Source organism: Saccharopolyspora sp. NPDC050642 (genome assembly GCF_040654735.1).
Lineage (GTDB): Bacteria > Actinomycetota > Actinomycetes > Mycobacteriales > Pseudonocardiaceae > Saccharopolyspora > Saccharopolyspora elongata.
This window is the reverse complement of record NZ_JBFAIN010000001.1, coordinates 305,793-327,933: the sequence shown is the minus strand read 5'-3', so window position 1 is coordinate 327,933 and position 22,141 is coordinate 305,793. Positions and strand designations below refer to the sequence as shown.

The 22,141-nt window shown below is 71.8% G+C and carries 21 protein-coding genes and 1 pseudogene; 15 read left to right on the top strand and 7 right to left on the bottom strand.

The genetic code is table 11. The annotated features are described in order from the left end of the window. Window positions 1–42: 42 nt before the first annotated feature. The 4 genes from AB0H93_RS01510 (at window position 43) to AB0H93_RS01495 (ending at window position 3,135) form a co-directional block, all read left to right on the top strand. On the top strand, window positions 43–315 hold the full coding sequence (locus tag AB0H93_RS01510; RefSeq protein ID WP_358565668.1) for an FmdB family zinc ribbon protein: 273 nt from the start codon (window positions 43–45) through the stop codon (window positions 313–315). A 31-nt stretch (window positions 316–346) separates the two neighbouring features. Further along, window positions 347–988: an AmiS/UreI family transporter gene (locus AB0H93_RS01505; protein WP_358565666.1), complete on the top strand. Its 642-nt coding sequence runs from the start codon at window positions 347–349 to the stop codon at window positions 986–988. 12 nt (window positions 989–1,000) lie between these two features. Beyond that, window positions 1,001–2,248, top strand: a complete 1,248-nt coding sequence (fmdA, locus tag AB0H93_RS01500; protein ID WP_358565663.1) for a formamidase — start codon at window positions 1,001–1,003, stop codon at window positions 2,246–2,248. A gap of 95 nt (window positions 2,249–2,343) precedes the next feature. Continuing rightward, window positions 2,344–3,135: an FHA domain-containing protein gene (locus tag AB0H93_RS01495; protein ID WP_358565660.1), complete on the top strand. Its 792-nt coding sequence runs from the start codon at window positions 2,344–2,346 to the stop codon at window positions 3,133–3,135. Window positions 3,136–3,294: 159 nt separating this feature from the next. On the opposite strand, the gene AB0H93_RS01490 is transcribed toward AB0H93_RS01495, so the two are convergent. The 4 genes from AB0H93_RS01490 to AB0H93_RS01475 form a co-directional block, all read right to left on the bottom strand. Further along, window positions 3,295–4,458, bottom strand: a complete 1,164-nt coding sequence (locus tag AB0H93_RS01490; RefSeq protein WP_358565657.1) for a DUF3558 family protein — start codon at window positions 4,456–4,458, stop codon at window positions 3,295–3,297. Continuing rightward, window positions 4,455–5,069 (bottom strand): serine/threonine-protein kinase, encoded by a 615-nt coding sequence (locus tag AB0H93_RS01485; protein WP_358565654.1) that lies wholly within the window; start codon window positions 5,067–5,069, stop codon window positions 4,455–4,457. Before AB0H93_RS01485 ends, AB0H93_RS01490 begins: the two co-directional genes overlap by 4 nt. A gap of 102 nt (window positions 5,070–5,171) precedes the next feature. Then, entirely contained in the window at window positions 5,172–6,164 is a 993-nt protein-coding gene (locus tag AB0H93_RS01480) for an alanine racemase (protein WP_358565652.1), read from the bottom strand. A gap of 67 nt (window positions 6,165–6,231) precedes the next feature. Further along, window positions 6,232–7,146, bottom strand: coding sequence for a LysR family transcriptional regulator (locus AB0H93_RS01475; protein WP_358565650.1), 915 nt, complete (start codon window positions 7,144–7,146; stop codon window positions 6,232–6,234). Between the two features lie 133 nt (window positions 7,147–7,279). Between AB0H93_RS01475 and AB0H93_RS01470 the strand changes: the two genes are divergently transcribed. The 9 genes and pseudogenes from AB0H93_RS01470 to AB0H93_RS01430 all read left to right on the top strand — a co-directional run bounded on the left by AB0H93_RS01470 (window position 7,280) and on the right by AB0H93_RS01430 (window position 15,873). Further along, a complete protein-coding gene (locus AB0H93_RS01470) occupies window positions 7,280–8,764 on the top strand; it encodes an aldehyde dehydrogenase family protein (RefSeq protein ID WP_358565647.1) in 1,485 nt (494 codons plus the stop codon). Next, window positions 8,761–10,524: a hypothetical protein gene (locus AB0H93_RS01465; RefSeq protein ID WP_358565644.1), complete on the top strand. Its 1,764-nt coding sequence runs from the start codon at window positions 8,761–8,763 to the stop codon at window positions 10,522–10,524. Before AB0H93_RS01470 ends, AB0H93_RS01465 begins: the two co-directional genes overlap by 4 nt. After that, window positions 10,521–11,513, top strand: coding sequence for a membrane dipeptidase (locus AB0H93_RS01460; RefSeq protein WP_358565641.1), 993 nt, complete (start codon window positions 10,521–10,523; stop codon window positions 11,511–11,513). The genes AB0H93_RS01465 and AB0H93_RS01460 overlap by 4 nt, the downstream gene beginning before the upstream one ends. Next, window positions 11,510–12,214 (top strand): hypothetical protein, encoded by a 705-nt coding sequence (locus AB0H93_RS01455; RefSeq protein ID WP_358565638.1) that lies wholly within the window; start codon window positions 11,510–11,512, stop codon window positions 12,212–12,214. Before AB0H93_RS01460 ends, AB0H93_RS01455 begins: the two co-directional genes overlap by 4 nt. 8 nt (window positions 12,215–12,222) lie before the next feature. Continuing rightward, on the top strand, window positions 12,223–12,600 hold the full coding sequence (locus AB0H93_RS01450) for a RidA family protein (protein ID WP_358565635.1): 378 nt from the start codon (window positions 12,223–12,225) through the stop codon (window positions 12,598–12,600). A 95-nt stretch (window positions 12,601–12,695) separates the two neighbouring features. Next, window positions 12,696–14,030: an MFS transporter gene (locus AB0H93_RS01445; RefSeq protein WP_358565632.1), complete on the top strand. Its 1,335-nt coding sequence runs from the start codon at window positions 12,696–12,698 to the stop codon at window positions 14,028–14,030. A 111-nt stretch (window positions 14,031–14,141) separates the two neighbouring features. Next, window positions 14,142–14,675: a 2,4'-dihydroxyacetophenone dioxygenase family protein gene (locus AB0H93_RS01440; RefSeq protein ID WP_358565629.1), complete on the top strand. Its 534-nt coding sequence runs from the start codon at window positions 14,142–14,144 to the stop codon at window positions 14,673–14,675. 39 nt (window positions 14,676–14,714) lie between these two features. After that, window positions 14,715–14,888, top strand: a pseudogene (locus AB0H93_RS01435) (zinc-binding dehydrogenase); the annotation flags it as partial. A gap of 58 nt (window positions 14,889–14,946) precedes the next feature. Continuing rightward, complete coding sequence (locus tag AB0H93_RS01430; RefSeq protein ID WP_358565627.1) at window positions 14,947–15,873, top strand: helix-turn-helix domain-containing protein; 927 nt, start codon at window positions 14,947–14,949, stop codon at window positions 15,871–15,873. A gap of 8 nt (window positions 15,874–15,881) precedes the next feature. Here the strand turns inward: AB0H93_RS01430 and AB0H93_RS01425 are convergent, their stop codons facing one another. Further along, entirely contained in the window at window positions 15,882–16,151 is a 270-nt protein-coding gene (locus AB0H93_RS01425) for a DUF1876 domain-containing protein (RefSeq protein WP_358565624.1), read from the bottom strand. Window positions 16,152–16,362: 211 nt separating this feature from the next. Here AB0H93_RS01425 and AB0H93_RS01420 point away from each other — a divergent pair, with 211 nt between their 5' ends. Next, window positions 16,363–17,058, top strand: a complete 696-nt coding sequence (locus AB0H93_RS01420) for a hypothetical protein (RefSeq protein WP_358565621.1) — start codon at window positions 16,363–16,365, stop codon at window positions 17,056–17,058. Between the two features lie 12 nt (window positions 17,059–17,070). Here AB0H93_RS01420 and AB0H93_RS01415 read toward each other — a convergent pair whose 3' ends face one another. Continuing rightward, window positions 17,071–18,354, bottom strand: a complete 1,284-nt coding sequence (locus AB0H93_RS01415; protein WP_358565618.1) for a diguanylate cyclase — start codon at window positions 18,352–18,354, stop codon at window positions 17,071–17,073. A 485-nt stretch (window positions 18,355–18,839) separates the two neighbouring features. On the opposite strand from AB0H93_RS01415, the gene AB0H93_RS01410 reads away from it, so the two are divergent. After that, window positions 18,840–19,283: a hypothetical protein gene (locus tag AB0H93_RS01410; protein WP_358565616.1), complete on the top strand. Its 444-nt coding sequence runs from the start codon at window positions 18,840–18,842 to the stop codon at window positions 19,281–19,283. Window positions 19,284–19,327: 44 nt separating this feature from the next. On the opposite strand, the gene AB0H93_RS01405 is transcribed toward AB0H93_RS01410, so the two are convergent. After that, complete coding sequence (locus AB0H93_RS01405) at window positions 19,328–22,087, bottom strand: AAA family ATPase (protein WP_358565614.1); 2,760 nt, start codon at window positions 22,085–22,087, stop codon at window positions 19,328–19,330. Window positions 22,088–22,141 lie beyond the last annotated feature (54 nt).

Sequence of the window (22,141 nt, the reverse complement as noted above, 5' to 3'; positions counted from 1 at the left end):
CGGGATCGCATCGGTCTCAGGTCTTCGGGGGAAGGGCCGGCCATGGCGACTTACGAGTACGACTGCCCTCGGTGCGGTCGCTTCGAGACGCACCAGCCGATGGGGACGGCCTCGGCTTCGCACGAGTGCCTCCACTGCGGGCGACCGGCCCGCAGGATCTTCTCCGCACCGCACCTCGCCGCCGTGCCCGCGCGGCTCGCCGCCGCACTCGACCGGGCGGAGCGGAGCGGCGCGGAGCCGGAGGTGGTCACCGAGGTGCCCCGCAGGAAGCCGCCCGAGCCGCATCCGTCGCTGTCCCAGCTCCCGCGCCCCTGACCGGGCCCAGGCGCCAGCGGAGGTGTCATCGGTGGCATACGTGGGATTGCTGTACGTCGGCGCCGTGCTGTTCCTCAACGGCGTCATGCTGTTGGGCAAGGCCGACCCGAAGGCGATCGGCGTGTTCAACCTCTTCGTCGGGGCGCTCCAGGTAATCACCCCGACGATCCTGATCGCGGTGAACCTCGGGGACCCGGTCACGGTCCTCAGCGCGTCGGGCATCTACCTGTTCGGCTTCACCTACCTGTACGTGGGGATCGGGCTGCTCGGCGACTTCGACACGAGCGGAGTCGGCTGGTTCTCGCTCTTCGTCGCCATCATGGCGCTCGGCTACTCGTTCGCGAACTTCCGGCTGCTCGGGGACAGCCCGTTCGGCGTGATCTGGCTGTACTGGTCGTTCCTGTGGCTGCTGTTCTTCCTGTTGCTGGGCCTCAAGATGGAGCGGCTCACCCGCTACACCGGCTGGGTCGCCGCGATCGAGGGCTGGGTCACCGCCGCGATCCCGTCGTTCCTGATCATGACCGGTTACTGGCGGAACCCGAACGCTATCGCGACGGTGCTGGTGATCTTCGGCGTCGTCGTCTTCGTCGCGCTGTGGTTGTTCACCACCGGCGTGTGGTCGGTCCGGGGCGTCCGGATGTTGTCCGCGCCCCACCGTCCGGCACATCAGTGAGGAGGATTTCCCATGCCAGAAGTGGTTTTCAGCGTCGACCAGTCGAAGTCGATGCGGGAGCAGGCGGTGCCGGGGCACAACCGCTGGCACCCGGACGTCCCGCCGGCCGCGATGGTCCGGCCCGGCCAGGAGTTCCGCGTCGAATGCCGGGAGTGGACCGACGCGCAGCTCGGCAACAACGACTCCGCCAACGACGTCCGCGACGTCGACCTGAACCAAACGCACATGCTCAGCGGCCCCATCAGCGTCGAGGGCGCCGAACCCGGCGACCTGCTGATCGTCGACATCCTGGACCTCGGGCCGGTGCCGCAGGAGACCGGCGAGGCCCCGGGGCAGGGCTGGGGCTACACGGGCGTGTTCGCCAAGGTCAACGGCGGCGGCTTCCTGACCGACTACTTCCCGGACGCCTACAAGGCGATCTGGGACTTCCACGGGCAGCAGTGCACCTCGCGGCACCTGCCGGGCATCCGCTACACCGGCATCACCCACCCCGGCCTGATGGGCACCGCGCCATCGGCCGATCTGCTGGCCAAGTGGAACCGGCGGGAGCAGGCGCTCATCGACACCGACCCGAACCGCGTGCCACCGCTGGCCCTGCCGCCGACCGAGCCCGGGGCGCTGGCCGGTCAGGCGGACGGCAGCGAGGCGCAGCGGATCGCCCGGGAGGGCGCCCGGACGGTGCCGGCCCGGGAGAACGGAGGAAACCAGGACATCAAGAACTTCACCCGCGGGTCGCGGGTCTTCTACCCGGTCTTCGTCGAGGGCGCGAAGCTGTCCATGGGCGACCTGCACTTCAGCCAGGGCGACGGTGAGATCACCTTCTGCGGCGCGATCGAGATGGGCGGCTTCATCGACCTGCACGTCGACCTGATCAAGGGCGGCATGGACAAGTTCGGCATCACCACCAACCCGGTGTTCATGCCGGGCAACGTCGAACCGCGGTACTCGGAGTTCCTGTCGTTCTCCGGGGTTTCGGTGGACCACGACACGGACACCAACCACTACATGGACGCCACCACCGCCTACCGGCGTGCCTGCCTCAACGGCGTCGAGTACCTCAAGAAGTGGGGCTACACCGGCGAACAGGCGTACCTGCTGCTCGGTTCGGCGCCCGTCGAGGGGCGGATCAGCGGCATCGTCGACATCCCCAACGCCTGCTGCACGCTCTACGTCCCGGCGGCGATCTTCGACTTCGACGTGCGGCCCACTGCGGCCGGGCCCGCGCGCGAGGATCGCGGCCAGTGCGCCGTCACGTCCTGAGCACCGGTGCGGCCCCGCGGGGCCGCACCGGTTCCGGGAGGGCTCCCGGCCGGCCGTGGAATGCTGCGGGTGCGTTCGAGGAAGCGGAGGTGGGCATGCGCGAGAACCTGCAGGTGGCCGGGGGTCGTCCGCTCGGGGCCGGGCACGGCAGCCTGGCGTTCGGGGTGCCCGGGTCGGTACCGGGCACGATCTTCGCGTTGTCGGTCACCGGGGGCATCACGGTCCGGCCGCGGGAGGGGCGGACGATCGTGTTCGGCCGCAACCGGCCGGAGGTGCACGTCTGCGTCGGGGAGAACGACCGGCGGATCAGCCGCCACCACGGGCTGCTGACCCACCACCTGGACCACTGGTGGGTGCACAACACGGGGCGCCTCCCGGTCCGGTTCCCCGGTTCCCGGCTGCTGTTCGCCGACGACGAGCCGGTCCCGCTCACCACCGGGTACACGCCGCTGTTCCTGCGCGGTTCGAGCGGTCGCGAGCACCTGCTGGAGCTGTACGTGGCGGGGCCGGACGGGCAGCCGCCCGCGTCGCAGCACGGCGACCCGACGCAGCCGCCGAGGACGTGGAAGCTCTCGCCGACCGAGAAGCTCCTCCTGGTCGTCCTGGGCCAGCGCTACCTGATGCACGAGGCCTACCCGCAGCCGCTGTCCTGGCGGCAGGCCGCCGAGCACCTCGCCGAGCTGCAACCGGATGCCGGGTGGACGGCGAAGCGGGTGGAGCACGACGTCGTCGACGTCCGCACCAGGCTGTCGAAGGGCGGCGTGCCCGGGCTGACCCGCGACGAGGTCGGCGAGCCGGTCGGGAACACCTTGAACCACAACCTCATCCGCGAACTGATGGAGAGCACGACGCTGGTGCCGCCGGACCTCCGGGTCCTCGACGCCTGACCCGCAGGGCCCGTTTTCACGCTCGTCGTGCGCCGCAGTGCGGGTGTCGGCCCGCTGCGGGAGGTCCGGCCGCCGTCCGCCGCAATTTCCATTGAAATCGAACCTTCGATTTCAATGGAAATTGCGGATCTCCGGTGCGCGCCGCATCCCGGGGAGGGGTCAGGTGGGGAGGCCTGCGGCGGCCGGTTCGGCGAGGGCGGTGGCCAGCCGGCAGAGCTCGTCGGTGGGTTGCGGACCCATCACGACGACGAGCAGCCGCTCGACCAGCCGGCCGTCCTCGCCGCGGTACTCGCGGTGGACGATGCCGACCTGGCACGACTCCTCGCCGTAGCCCTCGGGTTCGACGAACGCCCGGTGGTCGCCGAAGCGGACGGGCCGCCCGTCTTCGGCGGTGGGCGGCTGGTGCCGGTCGAAGATGAGCCGGAGCGTGGCCGGTCCGGTGGTGCTGTTCCACCGGCAGCTCCAGCCGCCGAAGCCCGGCTCCGGGCGGATGGCGTCGACACCCGGGAAGCGCGCGAGCGCGTCGCCGTCGAGGAGGCCGCAGGCGTCGACGTTGATCAGCGAAGCGGGATTCGGCGCGGGCCGGCGCGGAACCTCGCCCCGGCCGAGCACCCCGGCCGCGGTCGTGGCCGCCGCCTCGGCCATGCCGCACAGATCGGACCTGCCCTCGCCGAGCTGGTCCGCGGTGATCACGATCCGGGTTCGCTGGTCGGGCATCGGCAGGATCCGGGCGCATTCGTCGCTTTCCTGCGGCTCCCGCACGATGTCCAGCGCGCCGATCTTCTCGATCCGGCCCTCCGGCGGCCCGTCGGCGGCGAAGAACAGCACCTCGACGTCCACCTCGCCGCCGCCGGAATCCACGATGACGTCGCATCGGTTGAAGTTCCCGTACTCGGCGTTCAGGTCGGTTTCGCCGAACCGGGCGAGCGCCACCGGGTCGAGCAGGGCGCAGGGGTCAACCGTGCGGGGTTCGCCGATCGGCGACACCGGCTTCGGCGCGCCGGCCCGATCCGTCGCGGGGAGATCCGCCGACGTGGGCGGAAAACCGGTCGCCACCAGGGCGCCGGCCGCCAGCACGCCGACGACGGCCGCGGACACCGCGACCACGCGACCGCGCCGCCGCTTCTCGACCGGCACGTCGGTGGCGATGTTCTCCAGCATCGTCCTGGCTTCCGCCGCGCTCGGCCGCTTCGCCGGATCGACCCGCAACAGCTGGGCGAGCACCGGAGTGAGCGGCCCGGCCTGGCTGGGCGCGGCGACCTTGCCCGCCGCTGCCTGCCGCAGCAGCACGAACGGATTGCCGGATTCGCCGAACGGCGTCACGCCCTCGATCGCGGCGAACAGGGTGGCGCCGAGCGAGAAGACGTCGGAGGCCGCGGTGGGGTCCGCGCCTTGGCCACCTCGGGGGCGACGAAGCCCGGTGTGCCGGAGAGCAGGCCGGTCTCGGTGAGGGTCACGTCGGCGTGCACGGCGCGCGAGATGCCGAAGTCGCCGAGCTTCGCGATGTCGTCGGCGGTGACGAGCACGTTCCCGGGCTTGATGTCGCGGTGCAGGATGCCCGTGGCGTGCACCGCGGCCAGGCCGGCGGCCAGCTGCGCCCCGAGCCTGGCCACCCGCGCGGGCGGCAGCACGCGGTGGTGGGCCAGGTCCGGCGCGGGGAGGTATTCCATGACCAGCAGCCATTCGCCGCCCTCGTCCACCACGTCGTACAACGTGACGACGTTCGGGTGGTTCACCTTCGCCAGGATCTTGCCCTCGGTGCGCAGCCGCCGGATCCGCTCGGCGCCGTGCTCGCTGTCCCGCGAGACGGCGTGCTTGATCGCGACGTCCCGGCCCAGTTCCTCGTCGACGGCGCGCCAGACCGTCCCGCCGCCGCCGGAACCGATCTGCTCCGCCAACCGATACCGGCCGCTGATCAACTGACCGATCCGCACCGCCACTCCGATCCACGAGTCGCGCCAGCCTCGGACGAGGTGGCGCAACCCTATTGCACGGCGAACCGCGGGCGGGACCGGTCCGGGAAAGTCGCGAACGCGTCACCAGCCGCGCAGGTCGACGGGCCAGATCTCGACGACCTCGTCGCCGTCCACGACGTGGATGCGCTCGTGCAGCGCGATGGTCGGGTCGACGTGCGCGGGCAGCACCCGGACCCGGTCGCCGACCCGGGCCGGGGTTTCCGGGGTGAAGGTCAGGTGCTCGTCGGAGCAGAAGTGCACGCGCGCGCCCGGAATCGCGGGATTGCCGTGGTCCATGCCGAGCGCCTTGAGCCCGACGTCGGCGACGACCCACTTCGGGGACGCCGAGATGACGGTGCCGAGGACGGTCAGGGCCTGCCGGAACGGCAGGCCGAGCTCGGCGTAGGCGGTGTCCATGAGGGTGTAGGAGCCGGCCTGGATCTCGGTGGCCCAGGTGTTCACCGCGTACGTCCCGGTGCCGCCCGCGCTGACGAGATCGCCGCCGACGTCCTCGTGGGCGGCCAGCAGCAGCGCCATGCTCTCGGCCGCGCGCTCGGCGCGCTCCGCCGGGTCCTTGCGCAGCATGAGATGGCCCTCGTACCCCATCACACCGCGAACGGAAAGTCCTTTGCTGCGAGCGAGATCGGCGAGCTCGCCCGCGGCCGCGGGATCGATGCCGCAGCGCGGCAGGCCGACGTTGACGTCGACGACCACCTCGCGGACACCGCCGGACGCGGCGGCTTCGACGGTTTCCGGCGAGTCCACGGCCAGCGTCACCCGGGCGCCGCCGCGCACGACCGCACCGAGGCGCCGGGTGTCGAGAACTTCGTTGGCCAGCAACAGGTCTTCGCCGAGCCCGGCGGCGGCCATGCCCTCGACCTCGCGGACGGTGGCGCAGGTGAAGCCGCGATGCCCGATGTCCGCCTGGCGCTGGGCGAGCGCGGTCGTCTTGTGCGCCTTGACGTGCGGGCGCAGCCGGGCCCCGGGCAGTGCCTCGGCCATCGTCCGCAGGTTGGCGTCGAGCAGCGCGGCGTCGACGACGAGCGCAGGGGTCTGCAGGTCCAAGAGGTGCAACGTCGTCTCCCTCGCCAGTACCGGTCTTCCCGCCCGGATCATACGGTTCGGCCGACGGCGTTCCCCGTCATCGGGACGAGGCGGGCAGCCGTTCCCCGTCGAGGTCGACCGCGGCCGACAGCTCGAAGAACTTGGCCACCAACGGGAGTTCCGCGCGGTCGGGCCGGCAGACGATCGCGATCCGCGACACCGCGTCGGGGTGGTCCAGCCGCGCGTAGGACAACCCGGGCAGCCGCAGGTGGCGCAGCGAGCTGGGCACCACGGCGATCCCCTCACCGGCCGCGACCAGCCCGAGGATGGTCGGGAACTGAACGGCTTCCTGCGCCGGCCGCATGCGGAACCCGGCCTGGTGGCAGAGGGCCGCGATGTGGTCGTAGAGCCGGGAAACCTGGCTGCGCGGGAACCCCACGAACTTCTCCGCCGCGAGCTCGCCGAGCCGGATGGACCGCCGGCGGGCGAGCGGGTGGCTCTTCGGGAGCGCCACCAGCAGCGGCTCCTGCACGAGCTTGACCACGTTCAGCCCGGCCTGGGGCTCCAGCTCCCGCACGATCCCGACGTCCAGCGCGGTTTCGTTGATCGCCTCGAGCTGGCGATCGGTGGTCATCTCCTTGAGGTCCAGGTGCAGGTTCGGCCGGTTCGCGCGCAGCGCGTGCACGATCTTGGGCACCAGGGTGAGCGCCGCCGAGCTCACGAAACCGATCCGCAGGGTGCCGATCTCGCCGTGCGCGGATTGCTGGACCGCGTTCAGGGCCTGATCCGCCTCGGCCAGCACGCGCCGCCCGTTCTCCAGCAGCACCGACCCGGCCGCGGTGAGCTCCACGCGGCGCGTCGTGCGGATGAACAGGGGCGTCCGCAGTTGCTGCTCCAGGCGGCGGATCTGCTGGCTCAGCGCGGGTTGCGCCACGTGGAGGCGCTCCGCCGCGCGGCGGAAGTTCCCCTCCTCGGCGATCGCCACGAAGTACCGAAGCTGACGAATCTCCACCGATTGATAGTGATGGCTTATCAAGCGATCGGCAATAGGTACTTCACGTGCGGTTTTGCCGCGCTTAGCGTTGCGTCCAGCCGCGGCCCCGTCGTCCGGACGCCGCGCTCGGTCGGCCCGAATGGAGCAGCACGTGACATCGAACCAGGATTCGTCGGCGATCCGGCTTCGCCACCTCGTGGGCGGGAGGTGGATCGACGGCAGCGGCACACCGGCCCGCAGCACCGACCCGGCCAGCCCCGAAGAGGCGGTCGCGACCTACCGGACCGCAGGCGCGGAACAGCTCGACAGCGCGGTGCGCGCCGCCGTGACCGCGCAGCGGGCGTGGCGGGACCTCGGCCTGATCGAGCGCGGCCGGATCCTGCGGCGCGCCGCCGAGGTGCTGGCGGGGCGCGCCGAGGACATCGCGGTGCTGATGACCCGCGAACACGGCAAGACCCTCCCGGAGTCGCGCGCGGAGGTCGCCGGCAGCGTGGAAACCCTGCACTACCACGCCTCCCGGGCCCGCGCGGCCGACGGCGCCACCTATCCCTCCGGCCATCCCGACGAGGTGATCCGGACGCTGCGCCGCCCGCTCGGCGTGGTCGCGGTCATCACCCCCTGGAACTTCCCGTTGCAGATCCCGGTCTGGAAGCTGGCCCCGGCGCTGCTGTGGGGCAACGCGGTGGTCTGGAAACCGGCCAGCGACACCCCGGCGGTCGCGGTCACGCTGGCGGAGGTGCTCTGCGAGGCGGGTGTGCCGGAAGGGGTCGTGAACCTCGTGCTCGGGCCGGGTTCGCTCGGTGCCGGCCTCGTCGCCAGGCCGGAGATCGCCGGGGTCACCTTCACCGGATCCGACGCGGTCGGCAGGCTCATCCGGGACGCGGTCGTCCCGCGCGGCGCGAAGCTGCAGATGGAACTCGGCGGTCACAACGCCGCCATCGTGCTCCCGGACGTCGACCCCGCGGCGGCCGCCGACGTGCTGGTCGGCGCGGTCGTCGGCAGCACCGGGCAGAAGTGCACCGCGACCCGGCGGATCATCGCGGTCGGCGACGCCTACGACGACCTGCTGCCCGAGCTGGCGAAGCGCTTCGAAGCACTGCGGGTCGGCGCCGGGCGGGACGCGGACACCCAGGTCGGGCCCGTGATCAACGAGCGGGCTCGGGCCGAGATCGCGGATGCCGTGCAGCAGGCCGTTGCCGAGGGCGCCGAGGTCGTGGCGCGGTCCAGCGGCCCGCTCCCGGACGCCGGCCACTTCGTCCACCCGACGCTGCTCGCCGGGACGCCCGAACTCACCATCTGCCGGGAAGAGGTGTTCGGCCCGGTCGTCACCGCGCTTCGCGCGGCGGACCTCGACGAGGCGATCTCCATCGCGAACGACACCCGCTACGGGCTCACGGCGGCGCTCTTCACCACCGACGAGCGCGCGGTCCGCCGGGGGCTGGCGGATCTCGACGCCGGGCTGATCAAGGTGAACTCCCCGAACACCGGGTCCGAGCTGCACGCGCCGTTCGGCGGTCTCAAGGACTCCACGTTCCCCGCGCCGCGCGAGCAGAACGGCGACAGCAGCGCCGAGTTCTTCACCTGGACCAAGACCGCGTACCTGCGGACCACGGCACCCCGCGAGGCGCGCTCATGACCACCGCGCAGGACCGCCGGGTGGGAACGGGCTTCCCGCGTCCGACCGAGCGCCTGAGCCGGGCGCAGTCCCGGGCCCGGAGCGCCGACGTCGTCCTGTCGCCGGAGCGCATGGGAGCCGCCCGGCACACCCGCCACAGCTTCGCGCGCTCGATGCTTCGGCGGGCGGCCCAGCAGCGCTGGCAGGTCACCCGGGAACGCTGGGAGATCGACTCCGGTGGCCGGGGCGAGGCCGTCTACCGGGTCGACGCCGCCGGGGTCCGGCTGCGCTTCGTGGTCTTCTCGACCGAGCTCGACGAGCGGCAGCGCACCGACCGGGTCATCGCGGAATCCTGGGACGTCACGGCGGCGCTGATCGAGGGGCCGCTTTCCGAGGAGCGGATGTCGTCGCTGCGCGACCACGTTCCCGGGCAGGAGACCGGGCGCGCCGACGCGGGCAGTCTGGTGTGGACCCGGGCCAATCGCAGCCAGCGGTTCTTCGATTACACCGTCGAGCGGCTCGCGGAAGGGCGGCAGCCCGATCCGGCGGCGTTCGGGGATGCGGCGTACGTCCTGCGCAGCACCGCGTTCTACAGCAACGGGAAGTTCGGGCTGCAGGACTTCGACGCCTTCCCGGCGGAACACCCGCTGGCGGCGCCGTACCGCGCGCAGATGCTGGCCGCCTGGCTGCTGCGCGAACTCAGCTACGACCTGGTGGAGCACTGCGCCGCCCAGCGATCTGCCGCTGCCGTGCGGCTTTCGGCGGGATGGCGCCGGTTCCTGGGGCTGGGCAACGCCACCGGGCTGGGCATGGTGCCCTACATCGTCAACCATCCCCGGGTCCTGGACGCGTGGTGCGCGATGCGCGAACTGCCGCTGGCCCATGCGCTCGGGCAGGCCACGGATCCGCAGGACGGGCGGGTCGCGCGGCTGGCGGAGCTGCTGGCCGGTGCGCAGCGCTACTTCGCGGAACGCGACACCCTGGTCACCACGCCGTACGCGCCGGGACCCGAGCTCGCCGAGCACCTCGGACGCGTGGCGGAGCTGCTCGCCGAATACCGGGCACGAGGCACGGTCGGGGCGACGCCGACTTCGTTCGCGTGGCAGGCGTTGCACGACGCGGCCGAGCGGATCGACGTCGAGGCGTGCGGGGTGTTCGACTCGCTCGTCGTCGAGCTCTACGACGAACTCGACGAGGACGTGGAGCAGCTGCTGCGCTGCGACGAGTCGCTGGCCCTGCAACCGGAACAGGACTGCGGCGAGCTGCTGGACAGCATCGATTCCGCGTACGCCTGGGTCGACGCGTTCGACTTCGGCGAGCCGGAGCAGAGCCACTACTTCTGGTTCGTCTCGGCCGACAGCGAAGAGCCGCGCCGCGGCCGTCGCGGTCACGACCCGGGCGAGCAGGTCGAGCAGCCGGTCGACATCGCACGCGCGGTGGCGCGCCTGCGCGACGACCTCCGGAACGCCGATCCGGCGTCGAGCGTGGCGGAGTTCCTGCTCGCCCGCCCATGGCACCGCGGCACCGCCTGCCGCGTGCAGGCGCTGGCGGCAACACCGTGGGCGGAGGTGCGCACCAACCTCCTGGCGCGCGACTTCTTGCCGTTGCACCTCCAGCGCTTCCAGCTGGCCGTTTACGGCATGGACAACTACAGCCCGCAGTCGACCGACTGGCTCCGCGTCACGTTGTTCTCGGGTGCGCCGAGGGCCGCCGACGTGGCGGCCGGAATCGCCGCCGACGACTGGATGTTCACCGCGAAACCGGAAGGGGAGCACGCGTGACTGCGTTGCGGTACGAGGACTGGCTCGTCGTGGACGGCCTCCAGATCAACAACTGGGACCGGGGCGTGCTGGAGCAGCTGCGGACCGGCGGTGTCGGCGCGGTCAACGCGACCTGCGCGGTGTGGGAAGGGCCGGCAGAGACGCTGCGCGCGGTCGGGGCCTGGTGCCGGCTGGCCGCGGCGAATCCGGACCTCGTCACCCTCGCCGACGGGGTGGACGAGATCCGCCGGGCGCACGACGACGGTCGCATCGCGGTCCTGCTCGGTTTCCAGAACACCTCGCCGTTCGGCGACGACTTCCGGCTCGTCGAGGTCTTCCGCAGGCTGGGGGTGCAGGTCGCGCAGCTGACCTACAACATCCAGAACCTGGTCGGCGGCGCCTGCTACGACCCGCACGACTCGGGCCTGACTAGGTTCGGCCGGCACGTCGTGGCCGAGATGAACCGGGTCGGCATGATGGTCGACCTGTCCCACGTCGGCGACCGGACCTGCCTGGACGCCATCGACGCGTCCGCGGTGCCGGTGTCGATCACGCACTCGAACCCGAGGTGGTTCTTCGACAACCCGAGGAACAAGCCGACCGAGGTGATCCGGGCGCTCGCCGACCGGGGCGGCGTGATCGGCTGCTGCCTGTACCCGAACGTGATCGGCGGCGAGCGCACCACCCGCGACCAGTTCTGCGCCATGGTCGCGCGGCTGGTGGACGAGATCGGCCCGGAGCACGTCGCCGTCGGCAGCGACTGCACGCAGAACTGGTCCGAGGAGTTCGTGGCGTGGCTGCGCAACGGGCGCTGGCAGCCGCCGGAAGCCAATCCCGTCGTGCCGAAATGGCCCGAGTGGCCGGAGTGGTTCTCGGGGCCCGCCGACTTCCCGGTGCTCGCCGAGGGCCTGTTCGACGCGGGGCTGGACGAGAAGGCGGTCCGGGGCGTGCTCGGCGAGAACTGGATGCGGCTGTTCGCCGACGTCCTCGTCCCGGAATCGGACCGATGATCCGGGCGAGCACGCGCGAAGTGCGGGAAGTGGCCCTCCGCGCCATGCGCGCCGCGGGCGCGTCCGCGGGGGAGGCCGCCGCCGTGGCGGACCTCGTGCTGCGGGCCGAGGTCCAGGGCTGGGGCGGTCTCGCGGCCCTGCGGCAGGAGATCGACGGCGGGCCGGGCTCGGCCGCCGCGACCGCAGCCGTCCAGGACGGCGTGCTGGTCGTCGACGCCGATCCGGACCGCGGGCCGTTGCGACTCGGAGTCTCGGTATTCGACCTGGTGGCGGCGCGAGTGCACCGGGAGCAGCGAGCCGGCGTGTTCGTCCGGGGACTCGGCTTCCAGCAGGCATTCCTCTGCCTCGCACTGGAACTCGTCGAGCGGGTCGGCGGAACGGCGGTGCTCGCCGAACTCGACGGCGACGGCGCGGCGGCCGCCGGTGTTGTCTGCACTGCCGACGGTTGCGCCCGCGCAGCCGACCCCGCCGAGCTCGATCGCCATCTCCCGGCCGGGGCGGTCACGTCCGGCGGCCTCTACATCTCGAACGCGCGCGGCGGCGAACCACCGGGACTCCGGTGGCCGGTCATCTCCACGACGGCCCAGCGCGAGCGCAACCGCGTGAACGCGATCAACAACGGACGCCGCGTCGAGGCGGGCGACTGGGCGGCGGCGCACCGCGCTTCCCAGGGCTTCCTCATCGCGGAACCGGCGAAGTGAGGACGAGAATGACAACGCTGCACCCCCATCCCGACGGAGTCGAGCGCCCCTACGCCGCAGCGGCGGTCCACCAAGGCGTGATCTACGCGTGCGGTCAGCTGCCCCGGGCGGAGGACGGAAGCACGCCCGAGGACATGGCCGACCAGGTCGAGCTCGCGCTCGACAACCTCCAACGCGTCCTCGAACCGGCCGGCGGCGGGCTCGACTCCCTGCTGAAGATGACGGTGTTCCTGGCCGATCTCGACGAGTTCGACGCCTACAACGACGCCTACCTGAAGCGCTTCGCCGGACTCCGGCTCCCGCCCCGCACGACCGTCGAGGTGGCGCGCTTCCGCGGCCGCACGAGGATCGAGATCGACGCGATCGCCGCGGTCGCCGACCGCTGAGGATTCCCCTTTTCCGAGAACGACCCGCATTCGGCGGCCGGTGCGGCATGCCCGGATGCGGCGCACCCCGACCACTTCCAACGAACGGAGAGCCGATGTCTGCTCATGCCACCACCAGAGGGGTGTCGCTGGACGACGCGAAGCTGAGCGGCTTCCACAAGCGGCTGGCCCTGTTCTCCTCCGGCGGGCCCTTCCTCGACGGGTACATCCTCAGCATCATCGGCATCGCGATGGTCCAGATCGAGCCGCAGTGGCAGATGAGTCCACTGTGGTCGGGACTGATCGGCTCGTCCGCGCTGATCGGGATCTTCCTCGGCGGCATGGTCTTCGGGCCGATCACCGACCGGATCGGGCGCAAGCTGATGTACACGCTGGACCTGGCGGTGATCATCGTCTGCTCGGTGCTGCAGTTCTTCGTCACCAACGACGTCGAGCTGTTCGTGCTCCGCCTGCTCATCGGCATCGCCGTCGGCGCCGACTACCCGATCGCGACGACGCTCGTGGCCGAGTTCGTGCCCCGGGACTGGCGCGGCAAGCTGCTCGGCGGGCTCAACGCCATGTGGTTCGTCGGCGCGACGGTCGCGGCGTTCGTGGGCTACGCCCTGCTCGCGCTGGACGACGGGTGGCGGTGGATGCTGCTGTCGTCGGCGATCCCGGCGGCCGTGATCCTGCTGGCGCGGGCCAGCATCCCGGAGTCGCCGAGATGGCTGGTCAGCAAGCAGCGCTATGCAGAAGCGCGCGCGGTGCTGCACAAGGCGCTCGGGCCCGGCGCCACCCTCGCCGACGTCGAGGACAAGCCGCAGCCGGTCTCGATGCGCGCGTTGCTGCGGAAGGGATACCTCGGGCGCGTCGTGTTCATCTCGGTCTTCTGGACGGCCACGACGGTCACCCTCTTCGCGATCTACGCCTTCGGCCCGCAGATCCTCCAGCTGTTCCACCTCGACAGCGGGAACGCGGCGAACCTCGGGTCCGGCGTCATCAACTTCTTCTTCCTGGTGGGCAACGTGGTGGCCCTCCTGCTGGTCGACCGGATGGGGCGCCGGCCGGTGCTGATCGGTGGTTTCGCGGTGTCCGCCCTGGGCCTGGCGTACCTGGCCGCGTTCCCGGAATCCGGGCTCTGGGCGGTCGCCATCGCCTTCGCCGTGTACGCCGTGTTCAACGGCGGGCCCTCGATCCTGGAGTGGATCTACCCGAACGAGCTGTTCCCGACCGAGGTCCGCGCGACGGCGGTCGGGCTGTGCACGGGGATCAGCCGGATCGGCGCGGCCGTGGGCACCTTCGCGACGCCGTGGGCGCTGGCCAACCTCGGCATCGGCGCGACGATGTGGATCGCCACCGGCATCGCGCTGGTCGGCGCCGTGATCGGGGTGTTCATGGCGCCGGAGACCAAGGGCGTGGACCTCGACGTCGCCGGGGCGCTGCAGCGCTGACGCGGCCGATGTCCGGATCGGGCAAGGGCATGTCCGCGAGCGGGAAGACCGGGTGCTGCCGGGGGCGGTTCACTGCCCGGGTAACCCAGCGCCGACCGCGGAGGAGCGGACATGCCCGACGAACCCACCACGGAGTTCTGGAAGGACCTCAAGCCGATCGAGAACTCGGTCAAGCCCGACGCGCAGCCCGAGGTGTACCTGTCGCAGGTCGCCACCGATGACGACCGCTACTACGCGCCGTTCTCCGACACCGTGGGATCCCGGCCGTTGTGGATCAACGTGAAGGACAACTCGTGGTCGGACATCCTGCGCGCTAAGCAGGCCGGCCTGGTCAACCGCCACTACCACCCGCACGAGGTGTTCGCCTACACGATCTCCGGGAAGTGGGGCTACCTGGAGCGCCCGTGGACGGCTTCGGCCGGTGACTTCGTCTACGAGGCGCCGGGGGAGGGGCACACGCTCGTCGCCTACGAGAGCGAGGAGCCGATGAAGGCGCTGTTCATAGTCAAGGGCCCGCTGATCTGGCTCGACGAGAACGGCGACACCGTCGGCTACTTCGACGTGCACGACTACATCGACCTGGTGCGCAAGCACTACGACGCCGTGGGCATCGGGGCGGACTACGTCAACTCGCTGTTCCGCTGACGGGGCCCGCGATGAACCCGGCCCGCCGAGGTCGCCGCCGGTTTCGCGGGCGAACCGGTGGACATCGCCTTCGAGGTGGTCGGCATTCAGTCCACATTGGACGCCTGTCTGGCGGTGACCAGGCCCGGCGGGCGGGTCCTGTTCGCCGGGCTGGGCGGGGAACTCCGGTTCGACGCGCTGGACCTGGTCGACGGCGGCTGTCTGGCCACTTGAGCGGCGCCTGCGCGGGGGCTAACCTGCGCCCGCTGGGGGCTGACGAGCGGAGGCCGCAATGACGCGTACCGTGTCGCTGATCTCGCGAGTGTCCACCGACGCCGTCGCGCCCGCGGACCGGGTCGGTTTCTGGGAGGATCACAACCGGCGCGCCCTGGTGGGGCTGACCTGCTCGCCGTACTCCGAGCGGGGCCTGCTGGCGACCCAGACCAACGTGCGCTTCGGCGAGCTGCGGCTCGCGGACATCGAGGGCAACGAGCACGTGATCGAGCGGACCCCGGCGGCCTGCCGGGCGCTGCCGAAGGATTCGGTGTTCGCCAGCCTCGTGCTCGCCGGGGAGGCCGTTTTCTACCACGGCCAGGGCTGCCTCACGCTGCGAGCGGGCGACCTCGCGCTCTACGACACGCGGCGCTCCTACCTCTTCGGGTTCGCCGCGCCGATGCGCCAGCTCCTGGTGGACGTCCCGCGCGAGGTGTTCACCACCCGCTGCCTGCCGGAAGGCGTTGCCAGGCCGAGGCGTTTCGGATCCGACACGCCGCGCACCGCCGCCCTGCTGGACACCCTGCGCGCGCTGCTGACGAGGGTGGCGCAGCAGCGCACCGGCGCCGGGAGGGACGACGCGGTGCTCGACCTGATCCGCGCACTGGCCACCGACGGCGCGGCACCAGCGCCGCTGGTGGTGGCGAAGGACTTCGTGGAGCGGAACCTGCCGGACCCGGGCCTGACGCCGGGCCGGATAGCGGCGGCGGCCGGGATGTCGGTGCGCCACCTGGGAAGGCTGTTCGCCGCGGAAGGCGATTCCCCGGCGCGCTACCTGCAACGCCGGAGGCTCGAAAGGGCACGCCGCGAACTGGCGGACCCGGCGGCCCACCACCGAACGATCGCGGACATCGCGCACCGCTGGGGTTTCGCCAGCCACGCGCACTTCACCAGGGTCTTCCAGACCGAATTCGGCCACCCCCCAAGCGAAACCCGCCCCACCTGACGCCGCGCTCAGGTGTGGAGGCGGGGCGGGTGGCCCGTCATTCGCTCGACTTCGTCTTCCGCCGTTCTCAGCAGGCGGCGGGCCAGGTCGAACAGCGCTCGCGCCGCCGCTAGTTCGTCGCCGATCTCCGGCACGCTGCGGTCCTGCGGGTTTCGCCGTGCCGCGCCCTTGCCGCGGAGTTCCCCGGCCGCCGGTGCTCGCAGGCGCGCTTCGGCGTGCGTGTGGTCGATGTCCTCGTCGAAGTAGACGTCGACCGTCCAGTGCTTCGTCGCGGCCATTGCTGTTCGCCTCCAACACCTCAGCGTCGCGGAGCCTTCGCGCGGGATGCCAGAGCCCATTGGCACCGCTTCGCGGGCCGTGCATCGCCGCCGTCGTCGCGGAACGTGGTGCCGGTTTTTCCCGGCCCGGTGGCCGGGGTGCGTCGTGTTGGGTTCACGTCGTCGTCGGGGTAACCCGGTGGCTTGCGGAATCCGAGCGGAGGAGGCTGCGATGAACGAGCGGGCATGGGAGCGCGCGGGGGCGGCGAGCGGTCTGGTGGCGGCGGTGCTGCTGCTGGCCAGCTTGTTCCTCAACCCGACCGCCCCGACCGGGGACGAGCCGGTCCTGACCTTCTTCTACGTCGCCGGGAACCGGGCCACGGTGGTGCTGGCCGCGTTGCTGGCGACGCTGGCGGCGGTGGTGTTCTTGTGGTTCGTCGGGCACCTGAGGCACCTGTTGCAGCGCGCCGAAGGCGGTGCGGAGGCGTTCTCGCCGGTGGTGTTCGCCGCCGGGGTGGTGCTGTCGGCCATGACGATGCTGAGCATGCTCCCGGTGACCGCGCTGGCGTCGATGAGCCGGGACATCTCGACCGCGAGCGGGTCGGCGGTGTTCGTGCTCTCCGAGCTGCACCGGCTCGCGCTCGGGCCGCTCGGGCTGCTGGTGGCGCTGTTCGCCGCGACCACCGGCGCCGCGATGGTGCGCCGCGAGGTGCTCGGGCCCTGGGTCGGCTGGTTCGGGTTCGCGGTGGCCGCGATCGGGCTGATCGCCGGGGTCACCGCCTTCTACGTGTCCGGCCCGTTCGTCACGATCGCGGCCATGGTCACCGGCATCGTGTTCGCGGTGTGGATCGGTGACGCCGCGGTGCTGATGCTGTACCGGCCGGAGGTCGACCGCGTCGAGGTGCCGGGCACGGCGTTCGCGCACTGACCGCCGGACGCGTCAGCCACCCGCCCGGGGCCGGGCGGGCGGCTCGTTCCTGGCTTGGCAGTGCGGGCAGGGTGCGGTCGCCTCCGCGACCGCGCGCATGTCGTGCTTGCGCCGGTACATGTCCCGGTCGGCTTCGTGCAGCAGCGCGTTCGGACGGGTCGCCGGGTCGGTCGTGGTGGCCAGCCCGACGCTGGCCCGGATCCGCAGGAGGCCGTGGGGCGTGTCGCATTCGGCCCGGAGGCGCCCGGCGACGCGGTCGCGGAACTCCGCGGCGGCTCGGACATCGGGAACCCGGCTGACGACGGCGAATTCGTCGCCGCCGATCCGGCACACGGTGTCGGTCGGGCCCGCCGCGTTGAGCAGTTCGTCGGCGGCGGTCATGAGGAGCCGGTCGCCTGCGGCGTGCCCGTAGGTGTCGTTGACGGGCTTCAGCTCGTCGAGGTCGGCGACGAGCACCGCGACCACGCCGCCGTCCCGTTCGAGGTCCGCGAGGACGTGCGTCAGGCGGTCGTCGAGCAGGGCGCGGTTGGCCAGCCCGGTCAGCGGGTCGTGCAGCGCCAGGTGGGCGAGGTGGATGTCGGAGGCGCCGCGCTCGCCGAGCTCCTCGCACTGGCTGACCAGGTACGCCGGGCGGTCGTCGGCGCCGGGGACCACGCTGGTCCGGATCAGCACCCAGATCGGATGGCCGTTCTTGTGCCGGTAGCGCTTCTTCAAGCTGACCGTGGTCAGCCGGCCCGCCGCCAGGTCGGCCAGCGCAGCTGCGGAGTGTTCGTGGTCCTGCGCGTAGGTGACGTCGAGGATGTGCATTTCGAGCATTTCGCGCCTGCTGTACCCGAGGAGCTCGCACCACGCCTCGTTGACGTCGGTCCAGCGGCCGTCGTGGTCCAGCAGCGCCATGCCGGTGGGGGCGTTGGCGAACACGCGGCTCCACAGGGGGCCGGTTTCCGGGCGGTCCTCGATCTCGTGGAACTGCGAGAGGAAGAGCCCTGGCTCGCTTCCGCGGCCGTGGATCGGCGACGTGCATTGGAGCATCCGCACGGTGCCGCCGTCGGAGCGCCTGAATCGCCGTTCGGCCGTTCCTGATCCGGTGGTGCTTCGCGGATCGGCCTCATCCGCGGTGAAGCCGTCGAGCGGGTGTCCGACGAGGCCGGCCCGGTCGTATCCGAGCGCGCGGCAGAGCGCGTCGTTGGCGTGCACGCAGCGGCCGCTCGCGTCGAGCAGCGCCATCGGGATTGTGGCGCTGTCGAGCAGCGGCAGCCATTGCTCGGTCGGTTCGTGATCGGGGGTGGTTCGCATCAGGCTTCCGGGGAGGAGTTCTGCCGGTGTGCGGCATCTGGACGGCAGCTGCGCGCATACCCGGCGAACTCGGGGGCACCTCCGCTCCCCGGGCCGCCGAGGGGGCGTCCGATGCCTGGCGGCCCGGGGAACGGGGTGATTCGGTTGGCCTGTCGGGGACGAGCGGAACGGGGCATAACGGCCTCGAACGTCGGGGGACGGGGACGATGTCGTCCACCTTGCGCGAGAACCGCGAACCCTGCGGCGTTGTAATTACCGACTTCCATACCTAAATTCACGCCCGAGCCGATGCGCACGCGCAGTCGCGGTTCTTTCAACGGCAAGACCGGCAACAGTGGCCCCGCCGGGAACTTCCGCCACCAATCGGGCGGCCTGCGGATTTACGCTGGACGGGCTCGCACCGTCGAAACAGCCGGGCCGGTAATGGTTTTCCGAATGCTAGCGCATTTCCCGGCCCGGTGCCGAATTTCTCGTGGGGGTCGGCAATGCTGATCGAAGTGAGCGGAAAAAGGGTCATCGGCAGGAAATCCGGACGAACGAGGCGGGTGCTGCTGAGCGTGCTGCTCGGCGTGCTCGCACTGGTGGCGACCGTCTGCACCAGTGCGTCGGCCGCCGCGGCGCCGCCGGCGCCGGCCGGACCGGTGGGCGGCGGATCGCACCTGGTGATCGTCAAGATGGTCGACTACCGGCTGTTGCAGCCGGCTTTCCTGCCGCCGGGGCGCTACACGTTCCGGGCCATCAACGAGGGGCGCGCGCCGCACGCCCTGCAGATCGGCGGACCCGGCGTCGCGAACGCGCGCACGCCGGTGGTGCAGGCGGGCCAGGCCGCCGACCTCACCGTGGATCTGCGCCGCGGGCTCTACGACTTCTGGTGCCCGGTCGGCAACCACCGGCAGATGGGGATGCAGCTGAACGTCTTCGTCGGATGAACCGGCACGGCCCGGGTTCCGCAGCGGACCCGGGCCGGCCGCCGCTAGGTGCGCGAATCCGCTAGGGCGGCGATGGGGAGGACCCGGCGGAGTTCCCGGCGCGAACCGATGGCGAGCTTGGTGAACACCTTGCGCAGGTGCCATTCCACGGTGCGCGGGCTAAGGAACAGCTGGGCGCCGATCTCCGGGTTGGTGTGACCATCGCGGGCCAGCCGGGCGATCTGCGCCTCCTGGGCGGTAAGCACGACCAGCGTCTGCGGCGTGGCCCGGTGCACGGTTTCGCCGGTGGCCAGGAGTTCCCGGCGGGCGCGTTCGGCGAACGCCTCGGTTCCGATGCGGCCGAACATCTCGTGCGCGGTGCGCAGCTGTTCGCGCGCCTCCAGCCGCCGGTTCTCCCGGCGCAGCCACTCGCCGTGCAGGAGGTGGGTCCTGGCGAGGTGCACGGCGGCACGGCTGCGGGCCAGCCGCTCGACGGCCTCGCGGTAGAGCTTCTCGGCCTCCTCACCCGTGCTCAGCAGCGCCAGCGAGCGAGCCTCGATCCCGGAAGCCCAGTTCGTGCCGCAAGCTCTCGTTCGCTCGTGGAGCCGCCGGAAGGCGTCCTCGGCGTCCTCGCGCCGGCCGCTTCGCACGCCCGCCTCGACCAGTTCGCCCAGCGCCCACCAGTAGACGCTCAGCTGGTCGTTCCGGCAGGCCCGCTCGGCGGCGGCGGCCGCCGTCTCGTACTTGCCGAGGCCGTTGCCCAGCACCGCGGTCGCGTAGTCGGCCATCGTGATCGCCCGTCCCTCGCCCCGGGCGTCCGCATCCCGCGTGCTGGTCTCGATCAGCTCCAGCGCCTGGGCTTCGCGGCCGCGGGTCGCCGCGAGCGTCATCTCGGCGTACCGGTGTGGCGCGTTGCCGGACGTCTGGGCGATCGCATCGGCCTCGGCGAGCATCTCCGACGCCACGTCGAGCTCGCCGGCGTGCACGTGCTCCCCGGCGCGGTAGCTGAGCGCGGTGGCGAGCGTGGTGAGCGCGCCCGTGTCGCGCGCCCGGCGGAGGCCGCGGGCGGCGAGCTCGCGCCACGCCTCGTCGTCGCCCAGGTCGGTCGCGACGCGGCAGACCAGCCCGATCCAGCGGGCGTCGTCGCTCCCGGCTGTGCCACTGCGGCGGAACGCCCGCACCGCGCGCTGGAGCGTCGGAACGCCGGAGGCGAAGCCGTCGGTGAACCGCGCGGCCAGCCCGTCCAGCAGGAGGTCTATCGGCCGCTGCGGGGCGCGCCGGGCGGCTTCGGTCGCCCGCAGCGCCTCGTTGCAGTGGCCGACGCGACCCGTGAAGATCGCCGCTTCGAGCGCTTCGAGGTACGTTTCGCGCGACAGCGCGACGTCGAGCGGTTCGAGGCGTTCGGCGGCTCGCAGCAGCAGCGGTGGGGCGTCGCGGCCCCGGTTCACCGCGAGCGCGATCTCGGCACGCAACAGGTCGGCCCTGGCGTGTTGGAGCTCGTCGAGCGGTGATGCTTCGGCGATGGCCAGCAGTCCCAGCGAAGCGTCGGGCGCCCCGGCATCCAGCTTCTGCTGGGCGGCCGCCAGGGCGCGCGCACCCTGGCGCGCCGGATCGGGCGTCAGCTCGGTCGCTTTCGCCAGGAAGGCGGCCGCCGCCGCGATCCCGCCTCGGCAGTGCGCCCGGTCGGCCGACCGTTCCAGTTCGCCGGCCACCACCTCGTCCGGTCCGCGGGCCGCGCGGGCGCGGTGCCACGCGCGCCGATCGGGATCCGCCTCCGGGTCGGTGGCCTCGCCCAGCGCGCGGTGCACCTGCTGGCGCTCGTCCGGCGGCGCCGTCCGGTAGACCACGGAGCGCACCAGCGGATGCCGGAACCGCACCCGGCCGCCGATCTCGATCAACCCGTCGGCCTCGGCCGGGCCGGCCGCACCGGCCGACAGCCCGAGCCCGGCAGCGGCCCGCCAGAGCAGGCCGGCGTCGCCCGACGGGTCGGCCGCGGCGGTCAGCAGCAACCGCTGGGTATCGCCGGGCACCGCCCGAATCCGGCGGGTGAAGCACTGTTCGAGGCAGCCGGAAACGGGTCCGGGGTTGGGCAGCCCGAACCCGCCGGCGAGCTCGGCCGGGGTGAACACGCGCGGCAACTCCAGCAGCGCCAGCGGGTTTCCGCGGGTCTCCGCGATGATCCGGTCCCGCACCTGCTCGTCGAGCCGCCCGTGCATCACCGAAGCCAGCAGCTGGGCGGCGTCGGCGGAACCGAGGCCGTTGACGGCGAGCTCCGGGAGATCGGCCAGGTCGTGGTCGTCGTTGGGCTCGCGCACGGCGAACACCACCGCGACCGGTTCGGCCAGCAGGCGGCGCGCCGCGAACGACATGGCCTGCACCGAGGCCCGGTCGAGCCACTGCGCGTCGTCGACGAGGCAGACCAGCGGCCGCTCCGCGGCGGCTTCCGAAAGCAGCGTCAGGACGGCCAGGCCCACCATGAAGCGATCCGGGGCGCCACCCTCGTGCAGGCCGAACGCGACGCGCAGCGCGTCCCGCTGCGGCTCGGGGAGCCGGTCCAGGCGGTCGAGCATCGGCGCGCACAACTGGTGCAGACCGGCGAAGGCGAGCTCCATTTCGGACTCCACGCCCACGACGTGGGCGAGGCGACAACCCGACGCGCGCTCCCGGACGTAGTCCAGCAACGCCGTCTTGCCGGCACCGGGCTCGCCGCGGAGCACCAGCGCGGAACTCTGCCCCGTCCGGACTCTCGCCAACATGCGATCCAGCAACTCGCACTCGCGGTCCCGGCCACGCAGCCCGGCCCCAGCACGGCCGGAAATAGCCATATTCCGATGGTAGGGGCGGCGACCCCTCGATTGGCAACTCCGCCGGGCACCCGC